Below are 17,350 nucleotides of genomic sequence, written 5' to 3'. Positions count from 1 at the left end.
TGCTCTCACCCGGGGGGCGGAGTCGGTGTCCGTGTCGCTCTGACTCGACAAAAGTTACGTGATCGACCGCGCTCCCGCAAATCGCCTGGTCACAGGCGTGAACTCGCGACGTTCTGCTCGTATGCGGCATGCAGAGCCGGCACTAGCCTGGGCACATGTTGCTTGCTCCGCAGTACGGGCGGGAATCGCTGTCCGATCTCGTGCCCTCGGTTCTCGCGCACCTCGGTGTGCCCGGCGAGACGAATCGCGTCGGTATCGACCTCACCGGTGTCAACCGCGTGTGCATCCTCTTGGTCGACGGTTTGGGTGCGGAGTTGCTCGCCGCGCACCCGAAGGAGGCACCGTTCCTGAGCTCGGCCGGTCCGGCACCGGTGCTGACGGCGGGCTTCCCGACCACTACCGCGGCGAGCCTCGCCTCGCTCGGCACCGGACGGCCGTCCGGGGAGCACGGTGTCGTCGGCTACCTGATCTCGGTGCCCGGCGAGGACCGACTGATGAATCCGCTCAAGTGGCGCCTACATGGGGAGGGCCCGAAGGTGGACCTGCTGCGGGAGCTCGTGCCCGAGGAGTTCCAGCCGAACCCAACCGCGTTCGAACGGGCCGCGGCGCACGGCATCGCGGTCTCCCGCGTCGCACCCGCCTACCAGGGCGGCTCCGGCCTGACCCGCGCGGCGCTGCGTGGCGGCGAGTTCCGTCCCAGCTTCTCCATGGGGGACCTGGCCGATGCCGCGGTCGCCTCGATGCGCGACGGTCAGCGTTCCCTGGTCTACGCCTACCACGGCGAACTCGACCTGACCGGGCACGCCCGCGGGCCGGAGTCGACTGCGTGGGCCCTCGAACTCGAGCAGGTCGATCTCCTCGCCCGGCAGATCGCGGCGCGGCTCCCCGCGGACGGCGCGCTCATCGTCACCGCCGACCACGGCATGGTGCAGGTCCGCTCCCCCATCGACATCGATCAGGACAGCACCCTCAAGGAAGGTGTGCGCCAGATCGGCGGCGAACCCCGGGCCCGGCACGTCTACACCGAACCTGGCCAGGCCGACGCGGTGCTCGACCGGTGGCGTGACCGTCTCGACGACGGGTTCGCGGTGTACTCCCGCTCCGACGTGATCGCGCGGGGCTGGTTCGGCCCGACGATCAGCGCGGCAGCCGCCCAGCGGATCGGCGACGTGATCGCGGTCGCGACCGGCGACGGCGCCCTGATCCGCCGCGGGGCCGAACCACTGCAGTCGATCCTGGTCGGCCATCACGGCTCACTCACCTCGGCGGAACTGCACGTACCGCTGCTGGTGTTCCGCCCCTGACACACACGATCCCGACGCACATCCGATACGCACGAAGACGTCCCCGGTGGCTCTCCTCCACCGGGGACGTCCTCGTCCATGAACGCGTGCGGGTCAGGACCAGCTGGCCGCCGCGCGGTTGTTGGTCGCGTTCATGTCGTCATTGCCGGCGCCGACCGCACGGCCGATCGCCTCGAGCACCTGGTTCAGGTCGTTGGCCGCGGAATCCCACTTGGCCTGCTGCGCCTGGTACGCCTCGGCGGCGGAACCCTCCCACTCCGCGACGAGCGGTGCGAGGTAGCTCTTGAGGTCCGCGAGCTTGCCGTTGATGCCGGCGCTGCTGGCCGCGATGTCGGCGCGGGCGCCGTCGATTGCGGCGAAGTCGTAACGCATGGTTCCACTCATGTTGTCCCCCTGGTCGAGTCGTTCGAACCTGTCCGGCAGGTCAGAGATTGAGGCTGCCGCCGGCATTGCCGATTGCGCTGACGTGATCGTCCTGGGCGGCCGCGAAGGCCACACCGTTGGCGCGGATGTTCTCGCTGATCGCCAGCAGCGACTCGTTGAGGCGCTTGGCGCTGTCGTCCCAGCGCACCATCAGGTTGTCGAAGGCCAGTTTCGCCGATCCCTCCCACACGCCGTTGACGGCAGTGAGCCGGCCCTGCAGCGAGGACAGCAGCCCCTGAATGTCGCCGTTGACGTCACCCACGTGCCGCGCCGCGGCCTCCATGGTTTCGGTGGTCGTCCTCATCTGACCGCTCATGCACCCCTCCTGATTTCTGTCGCGTCCGGGGGTTCAGCCCGGTCGGGCCGATGCCGGAAGCGCGTCTACACCCAATTGGACGCACCGACCTCGCGGTTCGGTTCCGTCCGGTCGGGATCAATTTCGGCGGCGCCTGCCGATCCGGGTCAGCGCGGCGCGACCGTGACCGAGCGGGCAACGTCGTCGCACTGCGGTTCCAGGTCCGGCAGGCGGTCGCGCGGCGCCTGGCAGCCGAGACTCACCTGGAGTCCGTCGGTGACGAACACCTGCCACCGCACCTGGGAATCCGGATCCGGGAACTCCCGGTAGGACAGTGCAGGCCGGGACCCGACGTCGACCCGTTCCAGTGGGCCGAAGGTGTCGGCACGCTCGGCGATCCGGGCGGCGAGGGTGCCTGCCACCGCGTCCAGATCGGCGCCCGGATTGAGTTCCTTGTGCACCAAGAGGATCCGGGCCGGTCGACCGTCGACGCGGACCAGTTCGACCCGGTCCGGGCGGCTCGCCGGTGTGCGCTCGACCCAGCCGGCGGGCACCGTGATCGCGGCCCGCCCCGACGCCGCCCACACCTCCACCGCGGGTCCCACTGCGGCCGTTCCCTCGGGGTCGGACCTGCCGAGGTTCCAGGCCACCGCAGCAGCGGCGACCGCGGCGAGCAACGCCCCGGCCACGATGGCGCGCGGGAGTCGACGCCGGGGACGAGGCTCGGGTTCCGGGTCGGGGGCGCGGTGACCGAGCAGATCCAACGCCCACGAATACGCACCGTCGACGACGGCCGCACCGCGGACCTCGCGGACTCGAGGCAGCGCGCCCCACGCCCGGCTCACCTCTGCGGCCAGCGTCGCCGCCCGGGATGCCGACAGTTCGCCCGTGATCGCCACCCGTGCCGGGGCCTCGGGCTGCCATGCGTGTACCGCCGACACGAGTTCCGCTGCGGCGTCGAGGCGTTCGGACAGATCCATGGACCCGACCGTGTCGACCGAAACCCCGGCATCGTCCTCCGTGGACGACGCCGTGGACGACAACATTCCGACCTCGATCACGATCCCGTCGTCGTCGAGGACGCGGTCGACGGCATCGGCGGCAGCGATCACCCGCACCTCGCCGGCCACCGCACGGCCGGCCGCGGCCAGCACCCGGCGCCTACGCGTCGCCCAACCCGTCGGGCAGGTCAGCACGAGCACGTCCACCGGGGTGGAGGCACCGACCGCGGCGGCGACGTAGGCCAACAACGCGGCGAGCACCTCGCGGACGGGCACCGTGGTCGTTCCGAGCAACAGCACCTCGTCGTCGATGTACCGGATCGGCGCCGGTTCGAACACGTCGTCACCGACGGCCGTGGCCCGGTCGACACCGACCACGAGCCCCGCGGCGTCGATCATGACCCCCGCCGGGCGCTCGACGGTCCGGTCGTCGTGGCGAGCCCACACCCTCGTCTCGGTCAGGTGCACGGCCGTCGGCTGTCGCTGCGCGCCCTGCCTCGCGGTCACAGCGGCGGCAGCCAGGCGACCTGAATGGACGACGTTCCGGACCGGGTCACCAGTGTGGCGCGGCCGGGCGGCATCTCGGTGGGGCGGGCGGTGCCGATGAGGTTGCCCTCGTCCCGGCTGCCGCTCATCACCAGTCCGGTGGGAACGAGGTCGCGCAGGCGCGCGATGATCGGTTCGTAGAGCGCGCGGCCGGCACCGCCCGACCGGCGGGCCACGATCAGATGCAGGCCGACGTCCTTGCCGTGCGGGAGGTAGTCGAGCAGCGGCAACAGCGGGTTGCCGCTGGAGGTGGCGACCAGGTCGTAGTCGTCGACGATGACGTAGATCTCCGGTCCGCTCCACCACGAGCGGTCCCGGATCTGCTGCGGGGTCAGGTCGGAACCCGCCATCCGGCCTTCGAGTACCCCCGCGAGCTCGCCCATCATCGTCGTCAGCGTCGGACCGTTGGCCGCGTAGCCGGCGAGGTGATCGCCCTCCACCGTGCCCAGCATGGTGCACCGGTAGTCGGCGAGGATCAGCTTGGCCTGCTGCGGGGTGTTCGACTCGATCAGCCCGGCACAGATTCCGCGCAGCAGCGTGGTCTTGCCCGCCCCGCCGTCGGCGAATGCCAGCAGGTGCTGGTGTTCGGAGAAGTCGACATGGACGGGCGCCAACTCGGCCTCGTCGATACCGATCGGAACACGCAGGCACGGAACGCCGTCCGCCGGCGGCCAGTCACCGATCCGCCCGACGACATCGGCGCGCGAGCAGCGGTCGGGCAGCATCCGCACCGGCACCGCCCGCCCCGTCGTCCCTGCCCCGATCCTCGCGACGGCGTCGGCCACCCCCGCGGTCAGGTCGGCACTGTCGGCGCGCCCGTCGATCCGGGGCAGCGCCGTCAGCAGGTGCAGTCCATCCGCCGTCATTCCTCGTCCCGGCCGCCCCTCGGGTACCCGGGATGCCTTGGCCCGGCCGACATCGGAGTCGGACGGATCACCGAGACGGAGTTCGATCCGGGTGCCCAACTGGTCCTTTAGCGCGGGGCGGATCTCCGCCCAACGGGACGCGGTGACCACGACGTGCACACCGAACGACAGCCCCTGCCCCGCGAGCGCCCCGATCTGGGCCTCCAGCGGTTCGAAGTCCTGACGCACCCCCGGCCAGCCGTCGACGACCAGGAAGACGTCGCCGAACGGATCCCCGTCGAGCCCGGCCGCAGCGGAGCCACCGGCGGCGCGCAGTCGCCGGAACTCCGCCACCGAGTCGATCCCCAACTCGCGAAAGCGCCGCTCCCGCTCGCGCACCAGTGTCGTCATCTCGGCCACGGTCCGTCGGACCCGGTCGACATCGAGTCGGTTCGCGACCGATCCCACGTGCGGCAGGGACGCCAGCCCCGACAGGGTGCCACCGCCGAAATCCAGGCAGTAGAACTGGACCTGCCGCGCGGTGTGGGTCATCGCCATCGCCAGGATCAGGGTGCGCAACGCCGTCGACTTGCCCGACTGCGGACCGCCGACCACCGCCACGTTGCCGCGGGAGCCGGACAGGTCGACGACCAGCTGGTCGCGTCGCTGGTCGAACGGGCGGTCCACGATGCCGACCGGAGCCCGAAGCGTGACCGCCACCGCGTCGGTAGCGGTCGGCGCCGGAACCAGCCGATCGAGGGTGGGCGGCGCGTCGAGCGGAGGCAGCCACACCTCGTGAGCCGCGTTCCCGTGACCGCGGACCCTGTCGACGACGACGCCGAGGACGGTGCGGCCACTGTCCTCCACATCGGACTCCGCTTCGTCCACCACCGAGATCGGGGCAATCGGCTCGAGCACGCTCACCGCGGCGGCGGTGAAGGGACGCGGCCGCAGGTCCACGGCCGCACCGGATCCCGCGGACCCGCCTGGCGTCGTCCGCCGGCGGTACGGTCCGGACACGTAGGCGGAGGCGAACCGGACGACCTCGGCGGAGTCGCATTTGAGGTAGCCGGCGCCCGGCGTGGCCGGCAGGTGATACGCATCGGGGACGCCGAGAACGGTTCGGGACTCGTTCGCGGAGAAGGTCTTCAGGCCGATCCGGTACGACAGGTGGCTGTCGAGGCCACGCAGCCTGCCCTCGTCGAGTCGCTGACTGGCGAGCAGCAGGTGGATGTGCAGCGACCGGCCGAGGCGCCCGATCGCCACGAACAGGTCCGCGAACTCCGGTTGCTGGCTGAGCAGTTCGGAGAACTCGTCGACAACGATGAACAGCGCGGGCAACGGCGCGAGGTCGGCGCCGGACGATCTGGCCCGCTCGTAGTCGGTGACGTTCGCGAAGTTGCCCGCGGACCGAAGCAGTTCCTGCCTGCGGTTCATCTCCCCGGCCAGTGCGTCGCGCATCCGGTCCACCATCGCGAGTTCGTCGGCGAGGTTGGTGATCACCGCGGCGACGTGCGGCACGTCATCGAGCCCGAGGAAGGTCGCACCGCCCTTGAAGTCGACGAGGACCAGGTTGAGCGCGTCGGGAGAGTGGGTGGCCACCAGTCCGAGGACCAGCGTGCGGAGAAACTCGGACTTTCCGGAACCCGTTGCCCCGATGCACAACCCGTGGGGGCCCATTCCGTTCTCGGCGGCCTCCTTGAGGTCGATCTCGACGGGGCTGCCGTCGAGCGCGACCCCGATCGGAATCCGCAGACGGTCCCGTGGGCTACGCGGCGCCCAGGTCCGTGCCGGGTCGAGCGTGGCGACGTCGGGCAGTCCGAGCAGCTGCTGCCAGTCCGCGGCCGCGCCGTCACCCTCCCCCTCGTCGGCGGTGGCGGCCACGGCGACACGGAACGGCGCGAGGCGGCGGGCCGCGGTCTGTGCCTGGTGCACGCTCAACCCGTCGGCGACAGCGAAGGTCTCGATGCCCGAACCGCTCCGGGCGCCCAGCGATCCACCGGTGAGCACCAGCTGGATACCGCGCGTCGCCGACAGCGTCGGCCGACAGCCGCCCAGGTCGAGAACCGTGACCGAGTCGAGCCCTTCGTCGAGCACACCGACCGCCGAGGTGATGCCGCCGTCGAGGACGACCACCACCTGCGGGACGCCTGCGGTGGCCGGCGCGGTCCGGGAGAACCTCGCCCGCATCGCCAGCGTGGGGCCGAGGGTGTCCTCGAGTTCGGCCAGCGAGCCGTACACCATTCGCCCGCTCCCGGCGCCGTCGTGGCGGTCCGGGTGCTGCGCGTGCGGGAGCCACTTCACCCACTCCCACTCACCGGCGGTGTCGGGCCCGCACACCACGACGACGTGCAGTTGGTCGGGGCTGTGGAAGGTGCACAGCTGCACCAGCATCGACCGGACCAGCGAACGTGACGCCGCGCGGTCGCCCTCGAACCCGATCGCCGCGAACCCACGCAACGCCACCGCGGTCGGCAGCTCCGGCACTACGGAGTGGGTGCGGACGAAGCGGCGCAACGACACGGCGGCGACCGGTTCGAGGTCCTCCACGGGCCCGGTTTCGGGCGCGATCAGTCGGGTCGCGAGGCGCTGACTGCCGCGGCCGACCCGAACGTGGCAGTGATCGGGGTCGGTGAGGCGGCGCTCCCACATTCGGGTCGACCCGGCGAGCGTCCACAGGTGTGCGGGGTCGGGGTGGCTCCACTCCAGTGCCGTCCGTTGCCGCTCGACGGTGTCGTAGACGTCGCGGCGCAGCTGATCGAGGTAGCGCAGGTAGTCCTTGCGGTCCTCGTTGGCCTCCGCGGCCCGGGCCCCGCTGCCTCGTCCCCCGGCGAGCATGCCGAGCATCGAGACCACCATCATCACGGGGAACAGCAGCGTCATCGGGTTCGCGGCCATCCCCGTGGTGAACATCAGCGCGACCATGCCGACCATCGCGACGACCATCACCACCGGCAGCATCTTGGTCAGCAGGTTCCCGGGCACGATCTTCGGGATCTCCGGGGGCGGCTGCAGGCTCACCTCGCCGCCAGGGGTGCGTGGCACCTCACTGCGTGCCTTGCGCACGAAACGCACGGTGGCCATGCGCGATCACCCCCCTGGTGTCGGTCGAACCGGCGCCGACGCGGTCGGCGGACGAGGCGACCCTCCCCCGGGTCGTCGTCTCGAGCGTTGGACAGTAGCGCACACCGGGCTCCGCCCGCGACCACACCGGGCTCCACCCGCGACCCCCGGAACCCCACCGCCACCGCCGATTGCCGTAAAGTGCCCGCAGTTTCGTAGTGGAAGGCGCGGGTGGGGACCCGCGCTCGAGGGGGGCTGTCGTGACGAACGGTGTAACTGTGGGTGCCCGCACGGATCTGTGCAGGCTGACGATCCTGACCGACCACACCCAGGTGGACCTCGCGCTGCCTGCTGGCGCGCCCCTCGCCCTGCTGATCCCGGAGATCGTCTCGATGATCGAGATACACAGCGACACAACACCTTCTCTCGACCACTCGACCGGGGCGACGGAGTGGACGCTCGGCAGGCTGGGCCAGGCTCCGATGGACCCGACCGCGACACTCCTCGACCACGGTGTGCGGGACGGGGACCTGCTCCTGCTGCAGGCCGCCGACCGGCCGGCCCCGGCACCACTGTTCGACGACCTGATGCACAACGTGGCCGCGATCGAGGTGGACACCTTCCGTCGGTGGACGCCCGGGTCCGCCCGGCTCACCGGCTCGGTGGCGGCCGTCGCGCTGACGGCGATCGGCTCGCTCGCGCTGCTGGTCGCTCGCGCGCACGACGGCGGACTGGTGGGCATGATCGCGGCGCTGACCGTCGCGGTGCTGTTGGTCGCGGCCGGTGCCGTCGTCGCCCGTGTCTACGGCGACGAGCGGTCCGGGGTGACGTTGTGGGGCGCCGCGCTGGCGCCGGCGTTCGCCGCCGGCGCACTTGTGGTGCCCGGCGACCTCGGGGCCGCGAGCCTGCTCCTCGGCGCGGTCACCGGCGGCGGGTTCGCCGTCCTCGCCGCGCGGGTCAGCGGAGTCGGCATCGGTCTCGCGGTCGCGGCGGCCGCCGCGGCCACCGCAGCCGCCGGTGCCGCCGGGGTGGCTGTTGCGACCGACCTGCCGGGAGCGGCGATCGGCGCCGCGGTCACCGCATGCGCCCTGGTCCTGCTGGCCATCGCACCCCGGGTGGCGATGCTGCTCGCGCGGCTGCCGCTGCCACCTGTGCCGTCCCCCGGTTCGCCGCTCGACGCGGAGGAGTCCGCGGACGGACCACTGCCGTCGTTTGTCGGCCTCGAGGCGAGAGCGGGCCGGGCCCGCCACCTCCTCACCGGGTTGGTCGGCGCGGCGAGCGTGGTGGCCGCCGTGGGCTCCCTGATGGCCGCCGGTGCCTTCGGGACGGGCGGAATCGACTGGCCGGGAATGCTGCTGGCCGTCGTTGCAGCCGTGGTGCTGATGCTCCGGGGCCGCACGTACGCCAGCATCGCGCAGGCCGGGACACTGATCGGGTCCGGCACCGCCATCCTGCTCCTGTTGCTCACCGAGGCGGCGATCACCGAACCGGGACTGGCACCGATCCTGTTCGTGATCGCGACCCTCGGCGTGGGTCTTGCCCTCACGCTCGGCGTCGTGGCCCCGAATCACGAGTTCTCCCCGGTGCAGCGTCGTGCCGTCGAACTGGTCGACTACACCGCGATCGCAATGGTGCTCCCGCTGGCCTGCTGGGTCGGCGGTCTCTTCGCCGCGATGCGCGGGCTCTGATGCGGTGGCGGCAAGCCGTCGGGGCGCTCGCCGCGGCGGCGGTCGTCCCGGCAGTGATGTCCGGAACCGCGGCGGCGGTCGCGCCCCCGACCATCGACCCCGGCAGCCTGCCGCCCGGGAATCTGCCACCGGTGCAGTCCGAACTGCGCGATCCGTGTGCCCAGACATCCGCGGCGGCGAACCCGGCCGAGGTACCCGCGCCGCAGCAGTCGCTGGACCTGGACTCCGTGTGGCCGCTGACCACCGGTCGCGGTCAACTCGTCGCGGTGATCGACACCGGCGTCGAGCATCATCCCCGCCTCCCCGGGCTGGTTCCGGGCGGCGACTTCGTGTCCACCGGTGACGGCACCGCCGACTGCGATGCCCATGGCACACTCGTCGCCGGTCTCATCGCCGCGACCCGTTCGGAGGCAACCGGCTTCGCCGGGGTGGCACCGGACGCCCGGATCCTGACCATCCGGCAGTCCAGCAACATCTACCGGCGGGTCGGGGCCGACCCCGACACCGACGGCCGGAACGCCCGCGGTGTCGGCAACCTGACCACCCTGGCGTCCGCCATCCGGCGCGCGGCGGACATGAACGCGACGGTCATCAACATCTCGGAGGTGGCGTGTGTGCCGCCGGGCGCCGGGGACCATCGCGCACTCGGGGCCGCCATCGACTACGCCGCCCGTGTGCGCGACGCGGTGATCGTCGCGGCCGCAGGCAACCTCGACGCCTGCCCGCAGTCGAATCCCTCGCCCGATCCCGCCCGGCCGCACGCAGACCCGTGGGAAGACGTCACCACGGTTGCCACCCCGGCCTGGTACGACGAGCAAGTGCTCACGGTCGGATCGGTGAACGGCGACGGTTCACCGTCCCCGTTCACCCTGCCGGGGCCGTGGGTCGACGTCGCGGCGCCGGGCACCGCGATCACGTCTCTGGATCCCCGGCGCCCGCTGGACGACGGACTCACCGCCTCAGCGAACGGCGGGCCTGTCGAAGGCACCAGCTTCGCGGCCCCGTACGTCGCGGGCACGGCGGCGCTGGTACGGGCCCGGCACCCGGAACTCACTGCGCCACAGGTGATTGCCCGGATAGAGCGGACAGCGCATGCTCCGGGGGCGGGCTGGGATCCATACGTCGGACACGGGGTGATCGACCCGCTGGCCGCGGTGACCGCACCGCTGGTCGAGGCGGTGACGTCACCGCAGTCGACCGCGATCGCCATCCCCGCGCCGGAATTGCCACCGGACACCCGCCCGCGCACCGTCGCCCTGGTCGGCTCCGGCATCGTCGCGACCCTGCTGGGGCTCGGCGTGCTCGCCTCGTTCCCCCTAAGGCGGCGGCTTCACCGAGGCGACACGTCCGCGGGGTGATCGTCCGGGGCGACCCCGTCGTGGGCCAGGAACGCCGCCTCACGACCCAGTTCGGGTCCCGGCGCGAGCAGGCCGAGGATCGGCCAGGGGGCGGGTGCGGTGGCCTCACCGAACCCCAATAGCGTTGCGGTGTCGCGATTCTCGACGCCGTAGCGGACACCGGTGTCGGCGACGAAGAACAGCGCGCCCTGCCGCCCACTGGCGGGCGTGATGCCCGTCGAGTGGACCAGCGCTCCGACCCCGGGACGCACGAAGAACGCGTCGGCGTTGTCCCCGGTGCCGTCGCTCTGCGCGAGGGTCACCGGCCGCGCGTCCGCCGGTAGCGGCAACCGGTTGCCCGCGACCACTGCGACGGTCGCGCGCACGCCACCGTCACCGGAGACCGGCCGCCAGGACAGGCAGCCCACCGGATCACGACGATCGTCGACGATGCGGGGCGGCGTGTCCGGGAAGGTCTCGACGGCGAGGGCGGTGGACTGCGGCGGTCCGGTCACCGCGTCGGGAGTGACGATGTCCATCCCGGCCGCGCCCTGCGAGTCGGCATAGCGGATCAGGTCCGCCGTGGCCCGGCCGATCCGCTGCAGCCCGTCGGCGAGGACCGCGTAGTACCGGGTCTCCTGGGCGTCCTGAACCTGGACGACGGAGCCGATCGGCTTGCCCTGGAACGAATACGACGGCTGCGCTCCGGCGTCGCGGATGACCGGCGGGGTCAGCGCGGGGGCCTCGGGAATCGCGCCGAGCAGCCCCGCGCTGACCGGCCGCGGCACCACTCCGTCGAGGTCGAACGCCAGCGAGACCGCGTGGTCGCCGAGGTCGACGCGACTGCGCGTGCCGTCGTGCACGAGATAGGTCCCGTCCGTGCCCTGAACCAGCAACGCCTCGTCTGCCGAGAGGTCGCGGACGCCGTCCGGGAGATCGGGGCCACCGACGATGACGGCGGTGCTCACCGCTTTTGCGCCGCCGGGGGCGATCGAATCGCACACCGTCCAGGCACCCGGATCGTCGCTCGGCAACGCCGACGGCGCACCGGGAATGCCGAGCAGCGGCCCGCGGGGCAGCGAACCCAACTCGGTTTCCTGCACGACCACCGGGGTGTCGGCGCCGGCGACGATCAGCCGCGCCGACGCGAGATTCAGGACCGGATGCAGCGTGTCCTCGAGAACCACGAACATCGCCCCGGAGTCCTTTCCGACGACGATCCGGGCGTCCCCGATCTTGTCCTGCGGTCGGATCAGTGCCAGCGCGGCACATCCCGCCAGGGCGATCACCGCGAGCAGGGCACCGGCTGCCAGTGCCCGCGACTGACTGCGCATCGGATCGTGCAGCATCCGTACGTCCCGCCGCACCAGCGCGTGTTCCATCCGCCGTACCAGGAAGCGATATCCGCTGACCTGCCAACGGCTCGTCGGCTGTGCTGCCATGTTCCCTCCCCCACTTGGCGCGCACTACGGGGGCACAGAGTACAGTCCGCGTGAGCCGCGACGTGGGGGACGTCCGGACGGGGTAGGGGGAAATCGTGATTCGTGGGCGTGGCCGGTATCGGCCACCGATGCCCGTGGTCACCGTGGTGACCGCGCAGGTCGTCGCGCTGGCCGCCGGCATCGTCGGATCCGTTGCCGGGCTGATCTGGTGGCAGGCACTGCTTCTCGCGGCCGCAGCGGCCGGAGTCTGCCTGCTGCCGGTGCAGCGACGCACCCTGCTCGACTGGGCACGCACCCTGATCCGCTACCGGACCCGCATGCGGGTCACCGCCACGGAAACCACCGACCTCATCGCCCCGGACGGAACCGTGATCGGCGTGTGCGCGACCGCGGGAACGGTGTGCACGGTGATCGAAATGCAGCCGGTTGCCGGATCGGTGACCCGACTGGGCCGGGACGGGGTCGACGAGGATCATCCCCTTCCTTTGCGGACTCTCACGGAATCCCTTGTTCAGCATGACATCTCGCTGGCCGGAATCGACATCGTCGCGCACGGGCGTCGCACCGACCCCGAGGCGACGGTGGCATCGGTCTACGACGAACTCGTCGGCCCGCTGGCCGCGACCGCGCACCGGACGGTGTGGCTGGTGGCGCGGTTCCACGCGACGGGCGAAGCGGCGGCGGTCGCCCGTCGCGGCGGGGGCGGCGACGGCGCCGTGCGGGTGGCGGCGGTCGCCGCGCAGCGGATCGTCCGCGCACTGCAGGCGGCGGGCTCCGGGAGCCGCATCCTGCCCGCGTCGGAGATCCGGACGGTCCGCGCCGCGATCGCCGGGGACGACGAGCCGGGACGCCCCGCGTGGACGCACGTTCCGGTCCCGAACGGGCACAACACCGGCTACTCGATCGACCCGCGCGCGCTCGGCACCGCGCTGCTGTGCTCGGTGTGGGCCACCCGGTCGCTGTCGACGACCGTCACCGTCCGATTGCGGCCCGGGCCGTCGCCGAGCGAGGTCCGGATTGCCGCGTCGTGCCGGCTGACGACGACCGAACTGCCCGAGCGGCTGCGTCTGCCCGGCCTGACGCCGACGATCGGACGCGAGGCCGAGGCGCTGCGGTCGCATCTGCCGGGCGCCCCCGCCTCACTGGATGCACTGACCTCCTTCGCGGTGGCCGACGCGGGCCGGTTGGACGCGTTGACGATGCCCGTCGCAGGCTGTGGTCAGCTGATCGGCTCCGACGCGGAGGGCCGGGGCGTGGCGGTGCGCGTCGTCGGCCCCGACATCGATGTCGTGAACGTCGTCGGGGAGCTGTACCTGGCCCAGCAGGTCGTGCTGCGCGCCGTCGCGACCGGTGCGCGCCTGGCCGTGCTCACCACCCGACCGCAGTTCTGGCGGCCGTTCGTCTCGGCCGTCGCGGACCCCGCACGACTGGTCCTCACCGACGCCGCCGCTCCGCTCGCCCCGGAGGCCACGGCGGTGGTGCTGGACGGAGTGGGCCCGGTCCCGCTGCCGCGTTCGGTCACCGCGATCCGGGTCCACGAGTCGCTCACCCCGACAGAGGGTGCGGCGGTGTCGATCCTCCAACCCGGCGGTCACGGGAATCGGATCGTCCTGTGGGCGAAGGGAACCCGTCGCGACCTGACGCTGGTGACGATCGCGGCGGAGACGGCGTTCCTGGGTCGACCGGCGACGGAACCCGTGCCGGCGCGCTGAGAGCTCAGCCCGGATACGGCCGCGCTCGTCGGGCGACGCGCAACGTGTCCGCCCACCAGGCGAGTTGGTCGAGCAGTCGAGCGGACCCGTCGATCGCGGCGCCGTCGGCGGTCTCCCCCTCTGCATCGAACCTCTTGCGGGCCTGATGAAAGCTGACGGTCTGGCGGACCGAGACCATGTGAACCTCCGCCACCACCTGTCGCAGCTGTTCGGTCGCGCGCAGCCCCCCGGACAGCCCGCCGTACGAGACGAAGCCGACCGGTTTGGCTCGCCATTCCTGCTTCGCGGTGTCGATGGCGTTCTTCAGCGCGGCCGGGTACCCGTGGTTGTACTCCGGTGTGACCATCACGAACGCGTCCGCGGCCTCGACACGGCGGCGGAACCGTCGCACTTCCTCGGTGTCGGAATTATCGAGGGGCAACGAGGTCTCGGCGAGATCGAGGACAGCGGTGTCGAACGCCGGATCCTGTCGGGCACGACGAACGAACCAGTCGGCGACGACGGGACCGAACCGGCCCTGACGGACGCTGCCGACGATCACCTCGAGGCGGAGCGGGTCTGCGGGCACCCTGCCATCATGCCGCACAACGCCGAGTCGTCATCAGGGCGTACAGCACCCGGGACATCGGGGCGTACAACGCCCGGAACATCGGGGCGTACAACGCCGCGCAGCCCCCTGACCGGAACCGGTCAGGGGGCTGCTCACGGGTGCTCGGGGCTAAGAACCGAACGGCAGCAGTCCCGACAGGTCGAGGCTCCCGCCTCCATCGGTCGGGGCCCCCGCCACCCGCACGGTCATCACCGGCGAGGTCGACTCCTGGTACCGCCCGGCGCCCGAGTAGACCGCGGTGATGTCGTGCGCACCGGCGGTGTCGAAGGTGTGCGAGAGCGTCGCCCCGCCCGACGCGACCGCGACCGGCGCGCCGATCGGGGTGCCGCCGTCGCGGAACTGCACGGTGCCACCGGACGGCGCGGGCGCCACGGTCGCGGACAGCGTGACCGCGCCACCCGCGGTCGCGGTACCGGGAACCGTCAGCCCGGTCGTGGTGGCGATGTCGGGTGCGGGCACCTCGACGTTGACCCCGATCGGGTTGAACACCTGGCTGGACTGGAACGTCGCGACGTCGAACGCCAATCCACTGTCGAAGGTTCCGGGCGCCGCGGTGTCGGGAACCCGGTAGGTGACCTCGAACGTGACGTCCTTGTTCTCGCTCAACGGCCGGTCCGACGTCAGCCAGTCACCGGTGACGGTCAGCCGGTTGGCCGCGGCGTCCAGCGTCGGGGTCAGCAGGTCGGTCTTCGGACCGGAGGTCAGTTCCGACGACGTCACCTTCGCACTGCCCGGCACGTACTCGAAGCCGGCCGGGTGCACGTCGGTGATCTTCTTGATGTACCGGTCGACGATGCTGGTCACCTCGAACACGGTCGTGTAGGTGACCGTCGCGCCGCGGCCCGCCGTCCCCGGTGTGACGCTCTTGGTGACCCTGATGTTGTCGGTGGTCTTCGTCGCCGACGTCGGTGCGGCGGCGGCGGTGCCGCCCCCGACTCCGAGTCCGACCACGACGACCGCCGCGGCGCCGATCGCCGCGATCGAACGTCGAATCATGTTATGGGACACGCGTTTTCCTTTGTTCATGTCTGCGAACATCGGTCAGGAAGCAAAGATGCTGGTGAGCGAACCGGTGTCGAGCGAGCCGGTCCCGCCGTCGCCGCCGTCGCCGTTCCCGTTCCCGTTGCCGGCACCGGTGACCGTGACGGTCACGACCGCCGAACTGGACGGCTCGAGAGTGTCGGTGCCGGTGAAGGACGCCGTGATCGGGTGTGCACCGTTGGCGGTGAAGGTGTGCGTCAGCGTCGCGGTCCCGCCCGCGACGTCGACCGTGCCGATGACGGTGCCGTTGTCCTTGAACTGCACCGTTCCACCTGCCGGGGACGGAGTGACGGCCGCCACCAGGTTGACCGGGACGCCGGCCTGCGCGTCCGCGACCGCGCTGAGGACGGTGGAGGTCGGCGCGGTGACGTTGACGGTGCTCGGCGCGGACGTCGACGCCGTGTGGTTCCCGGCCCCGGTGAACTCGGCCGTGATGGCGTGGGCCCCGTTCGCGTTGAAGGTGTGTGACAGGGTCGCGGTGCCGTTCACCGGAGCGACCGCAGCGCCGATCGCGACGCCGTTGTCCTTGAACTGGACCGTGCCGCCGCCAGGGGTGGGCTCGACGGTGGCCACGAGGTCCACGGCCGTGCCGACGCGGGCGGTCGCCGGCGCGGCGACGGTCGTCGTGGTGGTCGTGGTCGGCGCCGACACCTCGACGTTCACTCCCATCGGGTTGAACACCTGGGACGACTGGAACGTCGCGACGTCGAATGCCAATCCACTGTCGAACGTTCCGGGCGCCGCGGTGTCGGGCACCTTGTAGGTGACCTCGAACGTGACGTCCTTGTTCTCGCTGAGCCAGCGATCCGATGTCAGCCAGTTACCGGTGACCGTGAGCCGGTTGTTCGCATTGTCGATCGACGGCGTCGGGGTCTCCGTCGACGGCCCCGACGTCAACTCCTCCGAGGTGACCTTCGCGCTGCCCGGCACATACTCGAACCCGGCCGGGTGCACGTCGGTGATCTTCGTGATGTACCGGTCGACGATGCTGGTCACCTCGAACACCGCCTTGTAGGTGACCGTCGCACCACGCCCGACGGTCCCCGGCGTCACGCTCTTGGTCACCTTGATGTTGTCGGTGGTCTTCGTTGCCGACGTGGAAGCCGCCGAGGCGGTTCCGGCGCCGACCACACCGACACCCAACGTTGCGAGGGCAACGGCACCGATCGCCGCAACCAACCGACGAGCACTGGGACGAGCCATGGTCGATCCTCCACTGTGCAGGAACCGAATCCGGTTCACGGGAAAGAACTCTGGGGGTATCACGAAACGGCCCGCCCGGGTGCCATCACCCGGGCGGGCCGTTGTCGTCAGGATCCGAAGATGTTCTCGAGCGAGCCGCCGCCCTGGGCCGGAGCCGCAGACACCGTCACGACGCCCGCCTCCGAGGTCGACGCGGTGTGCCCGGTTCCGCCGGAGTACACCGCCGTGATGTTCTTCGTCCCAGCCGCGGGGAAGGAGTACGACAGCGTCGCCTTCCCGTCGACGATCGCGGCCGGCAGGCCGATCGCCCGGTCACCGTCCATGAACTGCACCGTGCCGCCGGCTGTGGCGGGCGCGACCGTCGCTGTGAGCACGACGGTCTGGCCGACAGTCGCCGTGGCCGGGACCACGATTGTCGTCGTGGTCGCAACGTCGGTGGGCAGCGGATCGGACACAATCACCGTGGCCGGCTGCGAGGTCGAGTTCAGGAAGCCCGGCCCGCCAACGAACACCGCGGTGATCGACTTCGAGCCGGCCGCGTCGAATCCGTGCGAGAGGGATGCGATTCCGTCGGCGACCGCCACCGGGCCGCCGATGCTGACGTCACCGTCCTTGAACTGCACGGTGCCCTGAGCGTTCGACGGGGTCACGGTGGCCGTGAGCTCCACGACCGCACCGACCTTTGCGGTCGCCGGCGCCGAGGCCAGGACCGTCGTGGCAACATCGGCCGGCGCAGGATCCGACACCGTCACCGACGACACAGCCGACGTCGACGTCAGGAACCCGGCAACGCCCGAGTACACCGCGGTGATCGACTTCGCACCCGCCGCATCGAACGTG

Annotated in this window: 13 protein-coding genes; 4 read left to right on the top strand and 9 right to left on the bottom strand. The window is 71.3% G+C overall.

Going from position 1 to position 17,350, the window contains the following annotated elements:
• The first annotated feature begins 155 nt into the window (after positions 1-155).
• Positions 156-1,304, top strand: a complete 1,149-nt coding sequence (locus ACWDUM_RS27800; protein ID WP_450136472.1) for an alkaline phosphatase family protein — start codon at positions 156-158, stop codon at positions 1,302-1,304.
• A 93-nt stretch (positions 1,305-1,397) separates the two neighbouring features.
• Here ACWDUM_RS27800 and ACWDUM_RS27795 read toward each other — a convergent pair whose 3' ends face one another.
• The 4 genes from ACWDUM_RS27795 to eccCa form a co-directional block, all read right to left on the bottom strand.
• Entirely contained in the window at positions 1,398-1,688 is a 291-nt protein-coding gene (locus tag ACWDUM_RS27795) for a WXG100 family type VII secretion target (RefSeq protein WP_450114572.1), read from the bottom strand.
• A 40-nt stretch (positions 1,689-1,728) separates the two neighbouring features.
• Positions 1,729-2,043 carry a WXG100 family type VII secretion target gene (locus ACWDUM_RS27790; protein ID WP_450114573.1) on the bottom strand — a complete coding sequence of 105 codons (315 nt, stop codon included), beginning with the start codon at positions 2,041-2,043 and terminating at the stop codon, positions 1,729-1,731.
• A 146-nt stretch (positions 2,044-2,189) separates the two neighbouring features.
• Complete coding sequence (locus ACWDUM_RS27785) at positions 2,190-3,530, bottom strand: type VII secretion-associated protein (protein ID WP_450136471.1); 1,341 nt, start codon at positions 3,528-3,530, stop codon at positions 2,190-2,192.
• Positions 3,527-7,498, bottom strand: a complete 3,972-nt coding sequence (gene eccCa / locus ACWDUM_RS27780; protein WP_450136470.1) for a type VII secretion protein EccCa — start codon at positions 7,496-7,498, stop codon at positions 3,527-3,529. The genes ACWDUM_RS27785 and eccCa overlap by 4 nt, the downstream gene beginning before the upstream one ends.
• 257 nt (positions 7,499-7,755) lie before the next feature.
• Between eccCa and eccD the strand changes: the two genes are divergently transcribed.
• Both eccD and mycP read left to right on the top strand, forming a co-directional pair.
• A complete protein-coding gene (gene eccD / locus ACWDUM_RS27775; RefSeq protein ID WP_450136469.1) occupies positions 7,756-9,165 on the top strand; it encodes a type VII secretion integral membrane protein EccD in 1,410 nt (469 codons plus the stop codon).
• Positions 9,165-10,523: a type VII secretion-associated serine protease mycosin gene (mycP, locus tag ACWDUM_RS27770; protein WP_450136468.1), complete on the top strand. Its 1,359-nt coding sequence runs from the start codon at positions 9,165-9,167 to the stop codon at positions 10,521-10,523. Before eccD ends, mycP begins: the two co-directional genes overlap by 1 nt.
• Here the strand turns inward: mycP and eccB are convergent.
• Positions 10,496-11,944: a type VII secretion protein EccB gene (gene eccB, locus ACWDUM_RS27765; protein WP_450136467.1), complete on the bottom strand. Its 1,449-nt coding sequence runs from the start codon at positions 11,942-11,944 to the stop codon at positions 10,496-10,498. The two genes, mycP and eccB, sit on opposite strands and share 28 nt — an antisense overlap.
• Before the next feature lie 128 nt (positions 11,945-12,072).
• Between eccB and eccE the strand changes: the two genes are divergently transcribed.
• The gene (gene eccE, locus ACWDUM_RS27760; RefSeq protein ID WP_450136466.1) at positions 12,073-13,656 is read left to right on the top strand and encodes a type VII secretion protein EccE; all 1,584 of its coding nucleotides are present in this window, start codon (positions 12,073-12,075) and stop codon (positions 13,654-13,656) included.
• Positions 13,657-13,660: 4 nt separating this feature from the next.
• Here the strand turns inward: eccE and ACWDUM_RS27755 are convergent, their stop codons facing one another.
• The 4 genes from ACWDUM_RS27755 to ACWDUM_RS27740 form a co-directional block, all read right to left on the bottom strand.
• Positions 13,661-14,224 carry an NADPH-dependent FMN reductase gene (locus tag ACWDUM_RS27755; RefSeq protein ID WP_450136465.1) on the bottom strand — a complete coding sequence of 188 codons (564 nt, stop codon included), beginning with the start codon at positions 14,222-14,224 and terminating at the stop codon, positions 13,661-13,663.
• 150 nt (positions 14,225-14,374) lie between these two features.
• On the bottom strand, positions 14,375-15,274 hold the full coding sequence (locus tag ACWDUM_RS27750) for an Ig-like domain-containing protein (protein WP_450136464.1): 900 nt from the start codon (positions 15,272-15,274) through the stop codon (positions 14,375-14,377).
• Positions 15,275-15,307: 33 nt separating this feature from the next.
• Positions 15,308-16,510, bottom strand: a complete 1,203-nt coding sequence (locus tag ACWDUM_RS27745; protein ID WP_450136463.1) for an Ig-like domain-containing protein — start codon at positions 16,508-16,510, stop codon at positions 15,308-15,310.
• A gap of 107 nt (positions 16,511-16,617) precedes the next feature.
• Positions 16,618-17,350, bottom strand: a 733-nt coding sequence (locus ACWDUM_RS27740) for an Ig-like domain-containing protein (RefSeq protein WP_450136462.1), incomplete at its 5' end; no start/stop codon positions are given.

The organism is Rhodococcus sp. NPDC003322 (assembly GCF_053589555.1).
This window is presented reverse-complemented; position numbering and strand designations above follow the sequence as displayed.